General features: G+C 49.5%; 14 protein-coding genes. 13 read left to right on the top strand and 1 reads right to left on the bottom strand.

Going from position 1 to position 15,648, the window contains the following annotated elements:
* The 10 genes from JJU14_RS06525 to JJU14_RS06480 all read left to right on the top strand — a co-directional run.
* Window positions 1-866: hypothetical protein (locus JJU14_RS06525; protein WP_228611787.1), on the top strand; the 866-nt coding region annotated here is incomplete at its 5' end.
* Window positions 867-920: 54 nt separating this feature from the next.
* Window positions 921-3,068, top strand: a complete 2,148-nt coding sequence (locus JJU14_RS06520) for a type I secretion system permease/ATPase (RefSeq protein WP_228611785.1) — start codon at window positions 921-923, stop codon at window positions 3,066-3,068.
* On the top strand, window positions 3,058-4,458 hold the full coding sequence (locus JJU14_RS06515; RefSeq protein WP_228611783.1) for an HlyD family type I secretion periplasmic adaptor subunit: 1,401 nt from the start codon (window positions 3,058-3,060) through the stop codon (window positions 4,456-4,458). Before JJU14_RS06520 ends, JJU14_RS06515 begins: the two co-directional genes overlap by 11 nt.
* Before the next feature lie 4 nt (window positions 4,459-4,462).
* Window positions 4,463-5,794 (top strand): TolC family outer membrane protein, encoded by a 1,332-nt coding sequence (locus JJU14_RS06510; RefSeq protein ID WP_366914885.1) that lies wholly within the window; start codon window positions 4,463-4,465, stop codon window positions 5,792-5,794.
* A gap of 5 nt (window positions 5,795-5,799) precedes the next feature.
* Window positions 5,800-6,438, top strand: a complete 639-nt coding sequence (locus JJU14_RS06505; protein ID WP_228611782.1) for a hypothetical protein — start codon at window positions 5,800-5,802, stop codon at window positions 6,436-6,438.
* 9 nt (window positions 6,439-6,447) lie between these two features.
* A complete protein-coding gene (locus JJU14_RS06500) occupies window positions 6,448-7,101 on the top strand; it encodes a transglutaminase-like cysteine peptidase (protein WP_228611780.1) in 654 nt (217 codons plus the stop codon).
* Window positions 7,102-7,103: 2 nt separating this feature from the next.
* Window positions 7,104-9,044, top strand: a complete 1,941-nt coding sequence (locus JJU14_RS06495) for an EAL domain-containing protein (protein ID WP_228611778.1) — start codon at window positions 7,104-7,106, stop codon at window positions 9,042-9,044.
* Window positions 9,041-9,613: an OmpA family protein gene (locus tag JJU14_RS06490; RefSeq protein WP_228611776.1), complete on the top strand. Its 573-nt coding sequence runs from the start codon at window positions 9,041-9,043 to the stop codon at window positions 9,611-9,613. The genes JJU14_RS06495 and JJU14_RS06490 overlap by 4 nt, the downstream gene beginning before the upstream one ends.
* A 41-nt stretch (window positions 9,614-9,654) precedes the next feature.
* Window positions 9,655-10,980 (top strand): DEAD/DEAH box helicase, encoded by a 1,326-nt coding sequence (locus JJU14_RS06485; protein WP_228611775.1) that lies wholly within the window; start codon window positions 9,655-9,657, stop codon window positions 10,978-10,980.
* Between the two features lie 199 nt (window positions 10,981-11,179).
* Window positions 11,180-11,392 (top strand): cold-shock protein, encoded by a 213-nt coding sequence (locus JJU14_RS06480; RefSeq protein ID WP_091344423.1) that lies wholly within the window; start codon window positions 11,180-11,182, stop codon window positions 11,390-11,392.
* Window positions 11,393-11,443: 51 nt separating this feature from the next.
* Here JJU14_RS06480 and dinB read toward each other — a convergent pair whose 3' ends face one another.
* Entirely contained in the window at window positions 11,444-12,499 is a 1,056-nt protein-coding gene (dinB, locus tag JJU14_RS06475) for a DNA polymerase IV (protein ID WP_228611774.1), read from the bottom strand.
* Window positions 12,500-12,744: 245 nt separating this feature from the next.
* On the opposite strand from dinB, the gene glyA reads away from it, so the two are divergent.
* The 3 genes from glyA to ribD all read left to right on the top strand — a co-directional run bounded on the left by glyA (window position 12,745) and on the right by ribD (window position 15,645).
* Complete coding sequence (glyA, locus tag JJU14_RS06470; protein WP_228611773.1) at window positions 12,745-13,998, top strand: serine hydroxymethyltransferase; 1,254 nt, start codon at window positions 12,745-12,747, stop codon at window positions 13,996-13,998.
* A gap of 76 nt (window positions 13,999-14,074) precedes the next feature.
* Window positions 14,075-14,530 carry a transcriptional regulator NrdR gene (gene nrdR, locus JJU14_RS06465; RefSeq protein ID WP_228611772.1) on the top strand — a complete coding sequence of 152 codons (456 nt, stop codon included), beginning with the start codon at window positions 14,075-14,077 and terminating at the stop codon, window positions 14,528-14,530.
* The gene (gene ribD / locus JJU14_RS06460) at window positions 14,527-15,645 is read left to right on the top strand and encodes a bifunctional diaminohydroxyphosphoribosylaminopyrimidine deaminase/5-amino-6-(5-phosphoribosylamino)uracil reductase RibD (RefSeq protein ID WP_228611771.1); all 1,119 of its coding nucleotides are present in this window, start codon (window positions 14,527-14,529) and stop codon (window positions 15,643-15,645) included. The genes nrdR and ribD overlap by 4 nt, the downstream gene beginning before the upstream one ends.
* The last annotated feature ends 3 nt before the right edge of the window (window positions 15,646-15,648 follow it).

Raw genomic sequence — 15,648 nt, 5'->3', positions numbered from 1 at the left:
ATGCAGATGCAGATGCAGATGCAGATGCAGATGCAGATGCAGATGCAGATGCGGATGCGGATGCCGATGCAGATGCCGATGCAGACGCCGATGCAGATGCCGATGCAGACGCGGACGCAGACGCAGATGCGGACTCAAATGGCAACTATTTTGCGATGTCTGGTATCAATGAAAATGGTCAAGTGATTATCATCAAAGTAACCGATTTACCTGATGAGTTTGGTCCGGAACACTTCCGAGACTTCTTCATCGCTGCCCGAAACGACTACCTTCGGGATGAGCTTGGTTACCGGCCACAGGCACATATCTTCAAATATGAAGGGGAGTTTTTATTCTTTAATGGTGCCAGCGGGACCATCAATGAGCCATTGCAGCAAGATGAGAATGGTGATGTCTCGAGCGAGGGCGCTTTACTCTATACTTTTGAAGATTTCATTGCTTTACTAAATGGTTACACCAGCCCAGTTCCTTTGAATGATGATACGACCGGCTTCTTCATCGAATCGTCCGAGGACGACAATGAGCTGGGAAGTTTTGCGGTTGAAGAAGAACCCTTACTGATAAGTGATGATTTTATCCAGGCGTCTGAACCTGATTCGTCAACAATGTCAGTGGGTGTTGAGGGCATATTATTACAAGACTTGTTCCCTGATCTGAGCTCTGAAAGCCTGGAACAGCTATTGCAGTTGGTCAGTAATGAGCAAGGAGAAGCCGTCCTACAGGTGCAGGATCCGCTGAGTGGTGATTTGCAATCTGTGGTTATCCCCGAGTTGGATTATCAGCAAGTCATTGATCACTTTGGCTCGGCTGAGCAGGCTATTGATGTCTGGCTTGAGCTTGGTCATTTGATGATGGAACCAACCTAATTACAATAAAAAAGTGCAGAGGTGAAAGCCTCTGCTACTAATAAGAACGGATAAATGCAGCAAAACGCCTCGCAACAAATACCAGTGGATCCGCTGGAGCGTGATCCTATTTTGCAAAGCCTGGTTTTTTTTACCAAGCACTATGGTCGGCCATTTTCTGCCAAGACCTTGAGCATGGGCCTTCCTTTGCAGGAAGGGCGCTTATTGCTTAAAGATATTCCGCGAGCTGCTCAGCGCGGAGGCTTGGCAGCTAAATTTTCCGAGAAAAACTTCGAGCAATTGCAGGATGATTTTTTGCCCTGTGTGCTGCTTTTGCAGCATGGCAAAGCTTGTATTCTGTTAGCACGAAATGAAAGTGAAGGAACAGTTACTGTCTCTTGGCCAGAAGTTGAAGACTCAGAAGAAGAGCTGGCCGCTGAGGACTTGTCCGAGCGTTTTGTCGGTCATGTGCTTTTAGTGAAAAAGAAGCATCGTTTTGATAAAAGAGCTCCGAAGGTTTTGCATACTCTCGATGGCCATTGGTTCTGGGATACCATTAAACTATCGACTCCAATTTATCGCGATGCTTTATTAGCAGCCTTTTTTATCAATTTATTTGCGATTGCCATCCCTCTTTATGTAATGAATGTGTACGACAGGGTGGTACCAAACTTAGCGCTCGACACTCTTTGGGTGCTGACCAGTGGCATGGTCCTAATCTTTATTTTTGACTTCATTCTCAAACAGTTGCGTGGTTATCTGTTGGATATGGCGGCCAAAAAGTCCGATGTGCTGCTTTCTTCCCGTTTGTTCGAAAAAATGCTCAACCTGAAGGCAAAAGCCAGGCCAAACTCATTAGGAGCCTTTACCCGTAATGTGCAGGAGTTTGATGCCATTCGCGATTTTGTTGCTTCATCCACCATTGCTGCTTTAATCGATCTGCCGTTTGCTTTGCTGTTTTTTTTGGTCATTTATTTTATCGCCGGACCCATCGCGTTCGTTTTATTGGTTGCCATAGCTGTAATGTTGCTATTTTCGATTTGGGTACTTAAACGCATGGCAACGCAGGTTGAGCAGGGCAGTCGGGTAAACAGTCAAAAACAAGCGCATCTGGTTGAGTCACTGGCAGGGATTGATTCATTAAAGCTTGCCGGCGCTGAAAGTCAGTTTCAGGGTAAGTGGGAGTCCTTGGTCGCAGACAGTGCCAATTGGTCGATGCAAACCAAAAAATACACCGTAGCGGTCGCTAGTGTCACCAGCTTTATTCAACATCTGGTAACCATTGGTATTGTGGTCAGTGGTGTGTATTTGATTATGGATAACCAATTAAGCTTTGGTGGCTTGATAGCGTTTGTGCTATTGGGGAATCGTATGGTGGCTCCTTTTGCACAAATTTCTTTGCTTTCTACCCGTTATCAAAGTGCCAAGGCGGCTTTGTCACATTTAGAGCAGCTGATGGAGCTTGAAGAGGAGCAAACCGATCATTACCTGCATCGTGGTTATTTTGATGGCAAAATTGAGTTTGATCGGGTCAGTTTTAGTTATCCCGGAACCCAGCATCAAGTGCTGAAAGACGTGAGCTTTACCATACGTCCTGGCGAGAAGGTGGCAATTATTGGTCGCATTGGTAGCGGAAAGACAACCATCGAGAAGTTGATCTTGCAATTTTACCAGCCTGATCAAGGAGCCATTCGCTTTGATGGCGTGGATAGCCAACAAATTAATCCGGCAGACTTGCGGCAAAAAATTGGATGTGTGCCGCAGGATATCAACCTGTTTTATGGAAGCGTGCGCGATAATATTACTTTGGGTGTGCCTCATGTAGATGATGAGCGGGTTCTAAAAGCGGCTCGTCTGGCTGGGGTTACTCAGTTTACCGATCATGAGCCCAATGGCTTGGATCGGCAGGTTGGTGAGCGCGGCAGTTACCTCTCAGGTGGGCAACGGCAAAGTGTGGCGATGGCGCGGGCTTTGCTGTTTAACCCGCCCATTCTTGTGCTGGATGAACCGACCAGTCATATGGATAGTTACACTGAGTTTCAACTCACCCGCCATATCAGCCAGGTAGCTAAAGATAAAACGCTGGTATTGATTACCCACAAGATGTCGATGTTGGAGCTGGTAGATCGGGTCATTGTGTTGGAAAAAGGTCGGGTAGTGGCTGATGGCGAGAAAAATGCTGTATTGGCAGCCTTAAAGAAAGGACGTTCTGATGCTGAGTAAAGCGATAGAGCGTTTGCTGCAGTGGTTTTGGCCACCACAACCCGCTATTTCTGAGCAGGAACTTGAATACGTCGATGATCTGCACTCCCGCTTGCATTTTAAAACACCCTATCGATCCAAGCGTGTACTGTTGACGATTGCTAGCATGACAGTCATTTTTTTTGTTTGGTCCTGGTTTGCTGAAATTGATGAGGTATCTAGAGGCCAAGGCCGGGTGATCCCATCCCAACAGCTGCAGGTGGTGCAGAACCTGGAGGGCGGTATTTTACAGCAGGTGATGGTGCGTGAGGGTGAACAGGTCCACCAAGGGCAAGTCTTAATGGGCATTGATCAAACGCGTTTTCGGGCCGATGTGCGTGAGCAACAGCATCAGCGTACCACTCTACTTGCTGATATAGCCCGTTACCATGCCGAGTTGGCTTCGGTTCGTGTGGAATCGACCAGAGCATTTTTGCAGATCCAGCAACCGGATTTCAGCTTGTTGGAAGCAGACTCACCTACATTATTGTTTTACCAAGCTTTATTTCAAGAAAGAATGCAAGGGTTGGAAAACAGTTTTGGTATCATCGCGGAGCAAATTCAGCAACGCCAACAAGAGCGCTCTGAGATAGAGTCCCGTATCCATCACCTGGAACGGAGTTTGGCATTGGTCGAGCAGGAATTGAACCTGACCAGGCCTTTAGCCAGACGAGGTGTGGTGTCTGAAGTAGAATTGCTGCAACTGGAACGCCAGTTCAATGAAGTACAATCCGAGCTGGCTTCAGCACGTTACAACTTGCCTAAAATAATAGCGGCATTGCAAGAAAGTCTTCGCAAACAGGTGGATGTCGCACTTCAGTTCCGGACCGAAAGCCAGCACAAATTGGCCGAGGCATCATCTCGTTTGGCGGTATTGGAAGAGTCCCTGGTCCAGTTATCGGATCGGTTAACCCGTACGCAGGTAGTGTCACCGGTTAACGGCATTATCAATGCCATTCGCATCAATACGATAGGTGGCGTTATTCAACCAGGGATGGATTTGATTGAAATCGTGCCGCAAGAGGAAGCTTTGGTAGTTGAGGCCCGCATGTCACCACGCGATATTGCCTTTATCCGGCCTGGGCTAACTGCTGTAGTGAAGTTGACGGCTTATGATTTTACCATTTACGGAGGTTTAGCTGGAACTTTGGAGTACATCAGTGCTGATGCCATGTTGGACGAGCAAGGGAATAGCTATTATCTGGTTAGGATTCGCACGGAAGGTAGTTTTTTGGATGCGGATGGAGCAGCGTTACCTATAATGCCTGGTATGATGGCTTCGGTTGACATTATTACTGGGAAAAGAACATTATTTCAATATCTTGTAAAGCCTATTACCCGAGCAAAGCAAAGTGCGCTCAAGGAGAGATGATTTGATGAAAGTAAACCGTACAACATGGATGTTAGGCCTTTGCCTGGGAATGACAGCCCTTTCTGCAACCCAAGGTCATGCTGACTCTCTGGAGTTTACTGTGGCTCAGACCTTGAATACCAACCCAACGGTTCGGGAAGTGTTTTTCCGGTATCATAGTTATGAACAGGATACCCGTATAGCACGCGGCGGTTGGCTGCCGACCTTGGATCTGCAAGCCGTAGCACAACTCAATAAATCGGAGTCGCCAATTTCCCGTTTACGGGATGATGTTGAGGATGGCCGGGCAGGCAATGTATCCCTAACCTTGCGCCAAATGCTGTTTGATGGCTTTTACACCGCCCGCGATGTCGACCGAACCAGTGCCGAGGCCCAGGCCGAGTTCTGGAGTCTGCTGGCAACAACAGAGGAAGTGGCGCTGCAAGTTGCCAGGGTGTATCTGAACGTATTGAAAACACAGCAATTAAAAGTGCTGGCAGAGCAGAACCTGCAATCGCATCGTGGCATTTATGAGCAAATTAAAGAGCGTGTGGAATCGGGTTTGGGCTCACAATCTGACTTATCGCAAATCCGCGGTCGTTTAGCCAGAGCTCATGCGAATTACCTGGCGGCACAAAACAATGAGGCTGATGCCAAGTCGGCCTTTATGGCGGTGACAGGCTTTTACCCTCAGAATCTTCGCTCCCCGGTACCAGATATACGCATGATCCCTGCATCAAAGCAGCAATTGTTGGAGCAAGCGCGCGATCAGCATCCAATCCTAACGGCTGCAAGTTTTGATGTGCGTGCTGTCGAGTTGCTGCAGGTTCAGCAACGCTCCAGCTACTGGCCTCAGTTGCATCTGGAGGTGCAGGCTAATAAATTCAATCGCTGGCAGCGGGATAACGATTACGTGGACCGCACTCAAGCCCGCTTGGTTTTGCGCTACAATCTGTTTAATGGTCGTCGCGACCATAATCAGCAGCTGAAAACAGCTTATCGCACGGCTGAAGCCAAAGAGATCCGTGAGCATGCCTATCGCCAGGTGCTGGAAGGTGCACGTTTGTCCTGGCAAGCAGAGCGTACCTTGTTTCAGCAACTGGCGTATTTGCAAGAGCATGTGGAGGAAAGCTACAAGACCCAGAGTGCTTATCGCGAGCAATTTGATTTAGGGCGGCGCTCATTGCTCGATCTGCTGGATACAGAAAATGAGTTGTTTGAAGCTCGTGGTAACTTCGTGAGTGCTGAAATCGATCATTTGTTTGCAAATTACCGTATTTTGCAGGCCAAAGGCGAGTTACTTACCGCATTACGAATTAATCCGGATGACTTTTTTCTGGCTCAGGGACAGGAGTGATCACCATGCAAACCACCATGCACAAAGCTTGTATGATTTTTCTGCTCGCAACAGGCCTACTGGCTTGTAGTCAGAGTCCAAAATACGATGTCAATGCTCTTAGCCAAGCACAGCTGCAACAGCTAAAAGATCCCGATCAGGATGGTGTTATTCGCCAGCGTGATTTGTGTGCTCAAACGATCAGCGGTGCTTTAGTGACTGTTGATGGCTGCAGCAAGCAACAGGCTCAGCAGTTTACGTCAGTCCATGCAGTGCAGTTTTACCGGGTGGATCCTATTCTGGCTTGTCAGGAACTGCGCAGTTTGCTGGCACTTATTAAGCGCTTTCAGTTAAGCGATGATCCGCTCAAGCTGACTATTTTTGCGCATCAGCTTCCCGATCAACCTGCTTTAGACCGCGAGCTGTTCGATACCCGGGTGGCTTATCTGAAAGAGCGTCTTTGGGCTGAGTACCGTGAGCAATTGCCGCCGATAGAGGTGAAAGTAGAGACTGTAACTGCAGCTGAGCCATTTGTAATGAAGGCAAATCAACTTGGTATTCGTGCTTACAATCTGGCGACTGGTGAAGTCATGCGCTGGCACATTTATTCCATGGAAGGGCGGCAACAGAGTGAGGTGGAAGCGCACTCGGCCAGCGGCTGGTAAGCCTTGCTTATGTTGCGGCTAAACGTCTTACTGCTGTTGGTCTGTGTCACCACAGGCTGGCTGTTATGGGCGGAACCGCAACAGCGGCATGCATTAAGCTACCTGCAAGCTAACTTTGATGAGAGTGCTATCCGCCGTTATCACGCTTGGCGGCAGCTGATTGAACAACAGCAAGGTCAACCAGCGCTGGCTCAGCTGGAAGCAGTGAATCGTTTTTTTAATTTGTTCCAGTTTGTTGATGACAGTGTGCTGTGGGGGCAAGAGGATTACTGGGCAACTCCCATTGAGTTTATTGGCATGGGGGCAGGTGATTGTGAAGATTTCAGCATTGCCAAGTATTTCACGCTGCTAGAGATGGGCTTTGATATCCAGAAGCTTAGGCTGGTTTATGTCAAGGCCGTTCAGCTTAATCAGTTTCATATGGTGCTGGCTTACTATGAGACACCAACTGCAGTGCCCTTGATTCTGGACAACCTGGATGGGGCGATAAAACCTGCCAGTCAACGGCCGGATTTGATACCGGTCTTTAGCTTTAATGGCCAGCAACTCTGGTTAAACCGGCAGCGGGGCCGGGCGGAGGCGGTCGGCTCGCCAGAGCGACTGCCGCAGTGGGTGGAATTATTACAACGTTATGCGCATCCGCAGCAGCGAAAAGGAAAATAACAATGACATTATTTCGACAACTGCTGGCTTTGATTTTACTGAGTTTGACCCTAAGCTTGGCTGGCGCACTCTGGTTAAGCTTTGACAATAGCCGTGAGTTTCTTGCCGAGCAATTGACCACGGATATTGAAAATGCCAGCGTCTCCATGGCCGGCGCCTTGCAACCACATTTAGATCCGCTGCAACCGGTGCTGATTGAAAGTGTATTAAAGGCTTATGCCGATGGCGGCTTTTATCAGCAGCTAGAGGTGCGATTGTTCGACTCCGAACTCAGCTGGCAGGAGCAGCGTACTGTAGATTTTCATGGCGTCCCTGCATGGTTTCAAGGCCTGGAACTCTTACCACAGGTAGAGCGCAATGTTGTTTTAAGTAGTGGCTGGTTGCAGTATGGTGAGTTGACCATTATTGGTCATCCGGGCATGGCCTATCGCACCTTGTGGCAGACCTTTATCCAGATGTTGAGCTGGTTTGCTGCTCTGACGTTACTTTTGGTATTGTTGGCAGCCATGGGAATCCGCCGGATTTTAAAACCCTTACAGCAGATCCAGCATGTGTCAGATCAGATCCGGCAGCATCAATTTGACCAGCCTATAACCTTGCCTAAGACCCCTGAGTTACGCAGTGTTGTTGAGGCGATAAACCAGATGGCACAACAGCTGCAACGGGACTTCTCAGAAAGTGATCAGCGTCAGCAACAACTAAAAGATCAAGCATTTCGGGATCCCGTCAGTGGACTTGGTAATCGCCGCTTCTTCAACCAGCAGTTACAAGCATGGCTACAACAGGAACCTCGTGGTGTATTAGCTTTAGTTAAAATACCTTCCTTGACTCAACGTGATCAACAGAGCTTTGTGGAAAGGGATAAAGCCATTGCGCGCGCAAGCCATTTAATGCAACAGCGCTGTGCTGGGGTAGCTGACGCTGTGCTGTGTCGCCTGGGGCTGGATGAGTTTGCGCTGATTTTACCGGGTCAAAGCATTGAGCAAAGTAAGGCTTTGCTGGAGCATCAGCAACAGGCTTTACTGGAGTTTTTTGCCAGCACAGAGCTACCCGTCTGGATTGGTGCTTGCTGGATCAATCACTCAGGCTCGATTGCTGAAGTGATGGCGAGGGTAGACCAAGCATTGCAACATGCGCGCAGTGATAATAACCAACAAGTTCAGATTCATACCGATAGTCGTGAAGTGGCACAGCGCTCTGAGTTAGTGACTATGTTGCAAAAGGCGGTAGAGCAAGGGGCTGTGAGCTTTTCGAAACAGCCGGTTAAGTTACTTGGTGATCAGCAGTTGGTGCATTACGAGCTATTTGCCCGGCTGGAGTTTCCTGTCGGCACTTTGTTGCCTGCGGCTAGCTTTATGTCAACCCTGGATGAATATGAGCTAGGTTTGCGTTTTGATCAGTTGGCCATTCAGTTGGTGCTCGCGCAACTGGCAAAGGACCCTGGTCAATCGGTGGTGTTGAACTTGTCTGCTGCTTCACTCAAATCAACGGCCTTTCAGCGTTGGCTAGCGTTGCAACTTCAACAACATGTTGATGTACTGCCTTTTTTGGGCTTGGAATGTTCCGAAGAGACCGTGCTTTATAACAAAGCTGCGGTGATCAGCTTGGTGCAGTTATTGCGTGAGTATGGAGTACGCTTTGGCTTAGATAGAGTGGGGCGTAACTTTTCTTCCATGGCCTATGTTCAGCAAATTCGGCCAGATTACGTCAAAATTGATGCTGCTTTTACACAGTCCTTGGTGGCATCGCCGCAAGAGAGTGTCTTTTTAACCTCTTTGGTCTCGACTATCCGGGCACTTAGCATTCAGGTATTGGCTGTACACATCGAGGATGAGGAGCAATTGCAGCAATTATCGCATTACCGATTTGATGGTTATCAGGGCTTTTTGCATCAACCCGAACCTTTTTTTTCTAATACCCTTCAACATGGAGAGAAGGCATGATGTCTTTGTTCAAAGCTGTTTTATTGATCAGTCTGCTGCTAGGTTCGCAGTGGCTATGGGCGGGCAGCGAGGATCCGCGGCAGCGTCCTATTGTGCATAAAGAGCCACCTGTAGTGGTGGACTCGGATGGGGATGGTATTCCGGATGAATGCGATCGCTGTCCAGATACACCGGCTGGAGACAGGGTAGATGCATTTGGCTGCAGTATCTTTGTAGAAGATCAGGTGGTACTGGAAATGGATATTCTGTTTGATTTTGATCAGGCTATTGTCAAACCGGTGTACTTGCCTCAGCTGCAAGAGCTGGCTGATTATCTTAAGCGCTTTATCAATACCAAGGTGACCATTGCTGGCCATACCGATGATCAAGGCTCCTATGAATACAATCAGGATTTGTCTGAACGACGGGCAGAGGCGGTTGCAAGTATTTTGATTAACCGTTTAAACATTGACGCTGCCAGGGTATCTACCCGTGGCTATGGTAAGACACAGCCACGAGCAGAAGGAACCACTGAGGCTGCCCGGGCAAGCAACCGGCGGATTGAGGCAATAGTCGAGCCAGCGGACTGATTGTGCGATATAATGGCGTCATTGACCTTTTGGAGTAACAGATGACGCCTTTTGCCGACTTGGCGCTTGACCCGCGCTTGCTGCGTTCGATGCAGCACCTTGGTTTTACCGAGCCGACTGAGATACAGCAGGAAGCCATTCCTGCCGTACTGACGGGTAAAGACTTGCTGGTATCCTCACGCACCGGCTCTGGCAAGACGCTGGCCTATCTGTTGCCCATGATGCAGCGTTTGTTGCGGAGCAAACCCTTATCACGCCAGGATGCAAGGGCCTTGATACTGGCGCCAACGCGGGAATTGGCTAAGCAAGTGTATGGTCAGCTGCGTTTGCTAATTGCCAATACCCCGATCCAGGCTGCTTTGGTTTTAGGTGGTGAAAACTTCAACGATCAGGAGAAATTGCTAAAGCGTCAGCCGCAGATCATTGTGGCAACACCAGGGCGGTTTTGCGATCACCTGGCACACCGCTCGATTTTTTTGCAGGGCCTGGAGTTGTTGATTCTTGACGAGGCCGACAGGATGTTGGATCTTGGCTTTGCCAATGAATTAATGACCATCCATAAAGCTGCCTCTCATCGTTTGCGTCAAACCCTGTTGTTCTCCGCAACGTTAGATCATATTGATGTCAATGAATTAGCATTGGCTTTGTTGCGTAAGCCGCATCGCATTACCACCGATGATGCGCATCAGCAGCATGCCGATATCAGCCAAAACTTTTATCTGTGCGATAACCTCAGCCACAAAGAAGCGCTGCTGGCACATTTGCTCAAGCTTGCTGCCGATTTGCGGCAAGTCATTGTATTTACCGCAACCAGAGCGGATACCGAGCGCTTGCCTGAATGGTTCGCTAAGCAAGGCTTTCAGGCCATTGGTTTAAGCGGCAAACTAAGCCAAGCAAAGCGTAACAGCGTGATGCAAGATTTTGCCAAGGGTAAATTCCAAATCTTGATCACCACCGATGTCGCATCGCGCGGCCTCGATTTATTGCAGGTATCGCATGTGGTGAATTTTGACTTACCTAAGTTTGCCGAAGAGTACGTGCACCGGGTTGGGCGCACAGGCCGGGCAGGTATGCGCGGTGAGGCTATTTCACTGGTAGGCCCAAGAGACTGGCTAAGTCTGGAGCAACTAGAGGCTTTTTTCCGTAACCCCATCCAGTTCTCTGTGATCGATAGCTTGCCGGCACGATTTACCGGTAAGCCAAAGGATAAACCTGCTTCTCAACCCAAAGTGAAAAAGCAAACCACTGGTAAGCGGCCATCTGACAAAAAAAGCAGTGAAACTAACAAGCCACACAAAGCTGCTGCATCAAAAGTTTTTCAAGCCGGTGATGATGGTAATATTCCGGTACGGCGTAAAAAAAATTAATACTGCATTCATCAACTTTCCGCAAATTCAGTGCTACACTGATTTTATGGTATTTGGCTTCATTGCTGTGCCATAACCATGTCAACTCGTTGGCAGGGTGAAGAAGATCAGCTGCCAGCTGTTAGGTTTGCTGATTGCTCACAAGGTTCACTCAATGATCAGCTCACTGATCAATGAAAGTTAAATGTAAGAGAGAGTTATGTCAGATCTAATTACCGGTACCGTCAAGTGGTTTAACGAAGACAAAGGTTTTGGTTTTATTGAGCGTGCAGGCGGCAAAGATGTATTTGTGCACTTTCGGGCCATTAACGGCACCGGGCGTCGGACTTTACTGGAAGGTCAGCAAGTGACTTTTGAGATTGTCGACGGTCAAAAAGGCCCTCAGGCTGAAAACGTGACGGTAGTATCTTAAACCGGAACACATTCCATGCAAAGCCAGCGCTTGTCGCTGGTTTTTTATTGACTAAAGTTCAAGCATCAGTTGCTTATGATCCTGCTCGGCAAGACCGGCTTGCAAGCCTATCAGCCGGACCGGGCGGCCTTCACCGCGCTGCCAGGCTGTTACCAGCAAGGAGCGGATGCTCGCCAGATCGGCGGTTTGCAATTGCTGTTCGACCGTGGTTTGCTGAAAATCATGAAATTTTAATTTCACAGCCACTTTATGCACCAGACTGCTAGCTCGGTGGCGTTCCAGTCGCTGTTGCAAGGTGAGCAACAAAGCAGGAAGTTCGGCTTCACAGTCCTGCAAGCTGCATTTATCTTTGGCATAGGTTTGCTCCACTCCAACCGACTTACGTACCCGCTCCGCGCTGACAGGCCTTTGATCCAGCCCCTGGCAGCGTTCCAGTAAGGTTTGGCTGTATGCACCAAATTGTCGGATCAAGCGAGCCAGAGGCACTTTGAATACATCCTGGCAATAATGCACGCCGAGCTCCTGCAGGCGGCTAGCTGTTTTCGGGCCAATGCCAGGTATTTTTTGTACTGGTAATCTAGCAACAAAATCTGGTACCTGATGTGGGCAGATAACAAAAAGGCCATCGGGCTTGCGTTCATCACTGGCAATCTTAGCCAAAAATTTATTCGGTGCTACTCCGGCAGAAGCGGTCAGGCCGGTTTCTGATTTAATTGTATGGCGTATTGCCTCGGCAATACGGGTAGCACTGCCCTGACACAAGACACTGCCGGTTACATCCAAATAAGCTTCATCCAGGGATAGAGGTTCAACGGTATCGCTGTAACGTTTTAAAATGGCCATGACCTGTTGACTGGCTTCTTTGTATGCCTGCATTCTGCCAGGTACCAACAACAGGTGCGGACATAGTTTAAGTGCCTGCGCTGTCGGCATGGCCGAGCGAACACCAAAGGTTCGTGCTGGATAATTGCATGCAGCGATCACACCTCGGCTGCTGACACTCCCCCCAACGGCTATGGGTTGATCACCTAGCTGTGGATTGTCGCGCATTTCAACTGCGGCAAAAAAGCAATCCAAGTCGATATGTATGATTTTACGCTGCGCCATTGTTTGTACAAATATGTGTATGCATATACAGTATTTTAGGTGGCTGTGGCTAAAAAGCAAGCATTGTGCTTTGAAATGCCTGTAACTGTGCTTATTTTTGCACAGTTGCAGTAACTGAAAATTGATCCGGATGTTTAGATGGCTAAAATCCGAGTGCATCCTGACGTTTTTGCGGGTAGAATAGGCCGCATTCAAGCCGAGTCTTACTATGAACTAAGCGTAGCAGCTACGCTGCGGGAGAACCTATGTTGAAGCGTGACATGAATATTGCCGATTATGATCCAGCCTTGTGGCAGGCTATTGCCGATGAAACTCAGCGTCAGGAAGATCACATTGAGCTGATCGCCTCTGAGAACTATGCCAGCCCACGCGTGCTGCAAGCACAAGGCACTCAGCTGACCAACAAGTACGCTGAAGGCTACCCGCACAAGCGTTACTATGGTGGTTGTGAGCATGTCGATATCGTGGAAGATCTGGCTATAGCCCGTGCCAAAGAGCTATTTGGTGCCGATTACGCCAATGTGCAGCCACACTCTGGTTCTCAGGCCAACTCGGCTGTATTTTTGGCTTTACTGGAAGCCGGCGACACTATTCTGGGCATGAGCCTGGCGCATGGTGGCCATTTAACCCACGGTGCTACCGTCAGTGCTTCAGGCAAGTTGTACAAGTCAGTGCAGTATGGCCTGCACCCTGAAACTGGCGTGATTGATTACGATCAGGCCGAGCAACTGGCGCTGGAGCACAAGCCAAAACTGATTATTGCCGGTTTCTCTGCCTATTCAGGCATTGTTGATTGGCAGCGTTTCCGTGCCATTGCTGATAAAGTAGGTGCTTACCTGTTGGTCGATATGGCGCACGTCGCTGGCCTGGTCGCGGCTGGTCTGTACCCGAACCCGGTGCCTTTTGCTGATGTGGTTACTACCACCACGCATAAGACGCTGGCTGGTCCTCGTGGTGGCCTGATCCTGGCTCGCAGCAATGAAGTCATTGAAAAGAAATTGAACTCAGCGGTTTTCCCTGGCAGCCAGGGTGGCCCATTGATGCATGTGATCGCAGCTAAAGCCGTCGCTTTCAAAGAAGCGCTGGAGCCTGAATTCAAAGTGTACCAGCAGCAGGTCGTTGTGAATGCCAAAGCCATGTGTGATCAGATGATCAAGCGTGGTTATACCATTGTATCCGGGGGTACCGAAAATCATTTGTTCCTGGTCGATTTAATCAACAAGGACATCACTGGTAAAGATGCGGATGCTGCCTTGGGTCGTGCCCATATCACCGTCAATAAAAACTCCGTGCCGAACGACCCGCGTTCACCTTTTGTGACCAGTGGTCTGCGTATTGGTACTCCGGCGATTACCCGCCGTGGTTTTAAAGAAGCGGAAGCGCGCTTAGTGGCTGATTTTATCTGCGATATTCTGGATAACATGGGTGATGAGTCGGTCGTTGACCGGGTGCGGGCTCAGGTTTCAGAGCTTTGTGGTCGTTTGCCAGTCTATGCCTAAAGCTTGATTTTCATGCTAAAATGGCCGCAATAGCGGCCATTTTGCCATCAGCACAGCTTTCAGAGGATCTCAAAGCATGTTTTGCCCTTTTTGCGGTAAAGATGATACCAAAGTGATTGATTCCCGCTTGGTTGCCGATGGCCATCAGGTACGTCGTCGGCGCGAGTGTGGCGCCTGTCATGAGCGTTTTACTACCTTTGAGTCGGCCGAGCTGGTGATGCCACGCATTGTGAAACGCGATGGCTCGCGTGAGCCTTTTAATGAAGACAAGCTGCGCAGTGGGTTGCTCCGTTCCCTGGAAAAACGCCCGGTCGCGACCGAACAAACCGAGCAGCTGATCAACAAAGTGAAATCACAACTGCGAGCGACCGGTGAACGGGAAGTCAGCAGCCAGTTGCTGGGAAATCTGATTATGGATGAGCTGGTGAAACTGGATAAAGTGGCTTATGTACGCTTTGCTTCGGTGTATCGCTCCTTTAAAGATATCCGTGAATTTGGTGAAGCCATTGCAAAACTTGGGGATGAGCAGTGAGCTTTAGTGCCGATGATCATCGATTTATGGCCCGGGCTATTGAGTTGGCCCGAAAAGGGCGTTTTACCACCTCGCCGAATCCCAATGTAGGCGCTGTGTTGGTGCATCATGGCCAGATTGTTGGTGAAGGTTATCACCATCAGGCTGGCGGTCCCCATGCCGAAGTGGTCGCATTACGGCAAGCAGGGGAGCTGGCTCGTGGTGCAGACTGTTTCGTCACGCTGGAACCCTGTAGTCATTATGGGCGTACGCCGCCATGCGCAGAGGCTTTAATCGAGGCAGGTGTGCGCCGGGTGGTGATGGCGATGCAGGATCCCAACCCGCAGGTGGCAGGCCGCGGCGCGACTCTGCTAAAGGCCGCAGGCATTGAAGTGCAAAGTGGGCTGATGACTGAAAGTGCCAGGTTACTGAACCCCGGATTTTTAACCCGCATGGAGCAACAGCGTCCCTTTGTGCGCTTGAAGCTGGCAGCTAGCCTGGATGGTAAAACCGCCCTGAATAATGGTGTCAGTCAGTGGATTACCTCTAAAGAGGCTCGTGCGGATGTGCAATTGCAACGCGCGCAAAGCTGTGCTGTGTTATCCACGGCGGAAACCGTTTTGCGTGATGACGCCCGTTTGAGCGTGCGGCCGGAACAGGCCTTGTCATCTATCAGCCCGTTGCAGGATGGGCACTACCGTCAGCCGGTTCGGGTGGTATTGGACCGACGCCAGCGTCTGACAGGCAAAGAAGCTTTGTTCGCCCTGCCGGGTAAACTGATACTGGTATACCCGGAAGACAGCAAACTGTCGGCTCCGGCTGGTGCTGATGTTTTATACGTTCCGTCCCTGAAGAGGGAGCAGTTTGATTTGCAGATACTAATGCGGGAATTAGCGCAGCAACACATCAACGCCCTTTGGGTGGAAGCTGGTGCCCGCTTAGCAGGCTCCTTGTTGCAGGCTAATTTGGTGGATGAGTTCTGGTTGTATCAGGCCCCGATAATTTTGGGGCATCATGCGCGAGGCTTGGTGGCGATAGCTGAACTCACCCAATTAAATGACGGCATTGCACTGAGTTGGCAGGATATCCGTCAGCTGGGGCCAGATATACGTTTCATTGCAACGCTGCAGAGCTGAGGA

Origin of the sequence: Alkalimonas sp., assembly GCF_020831925.1 — a bacterium.
GTDB lineage: Bacteria > Pseudomonadota > Gammaproteobacteria > Enterobacterales > Alteromonadaceae > Alkalimonas.
Note: the sequence above shows the minus strand (reverse complement) of the source record. Positions and strands in the feature narration are given on the sequence as shown.

Bases quoted from the DNA above. Each gene is read 5' to 3' on its own strand.
- JJU14_RS06520 (WP_228611785.1), top strand. From the start codon at position 921: ATGCAGCAAAACGCCTCGCAACAAATACCAGTGGATCCGCTGGAGCGT.
- JJU14_RS06515 (WP_228611783.1), top strand. From the start codon at position 3,058: ATGCTGAGTAAAGCGATAGAGCGTTTGCTGCAGTGGTTTTGGCCACCA.
- JJU14_RS06510 (WP_366914885.1), top strand. From the start codon at position 4,463: ATGAAAGTAAACCGTACAACATGGATGTTAGGCCTTTGCCTGGGAATG.
- JJU14_RS06505 (WP_228611782.1), top strand. From the start codon at position 5,800: ATGCAAACCACCATGCACAAAGCTTGTATGATTTTTCTGCTCGCAACA.
- JJU14_RS06500 (WP_228611780.1), top strand. From the start codon at position 6,448: ATGTTGCGGCTAAACGTCTTACTGCTGTTGGTCTGTGTCACCACAGGC.
- JJU14_RS06495 (WP_228611778.1), top strand. From the start codon at position 7,104: ATGACATTATTTCGACAACTGCTGGCTTTGATTTTACTGAGTTTGACC.
- JJU14_RS06490 (WP_228611776.1), top strand. From the start codon at position 9,041: ATGATGTCTTTGTTCAAAGCTGTTTTATTGATCAGTCTGCTGCTAGGT.
- JJU14_RS06485 (WP_228611775.1), top strand. From the start codon at position 9,655: ATGACGCCTTTTGCCGACTTGGCGCTTGACCCGCGCTTGCTGCGTTCG.
- JJU14_RS06480 (WP_091344423.1), top strand. From the start codon at position 11,180: ATGTCAGATCTAATTACCGGTACCGTCAAGTGGTTTAACGAAGACAAA.
- dinB (WP_228611774.1), bottom strand. From the start codon at position 12,499: ATGGCGCAGCGTAAAATCATACATATCGACTTGGATTGCTTTTTTGCC.
- glyA (WP_228611773.1), top strand. From the start codon at position 12,745: ATGTTGAAGCGTGACATGAATATTGCCGATTATGATCCAGCCTTGTGG.
- nrdR (WP_228611772.1), top strand. From the start codon at position 14,075: ATGTTTTGCCCTTTTTGCGGTAAAGATGATACCAAAGTGATTGATTCC.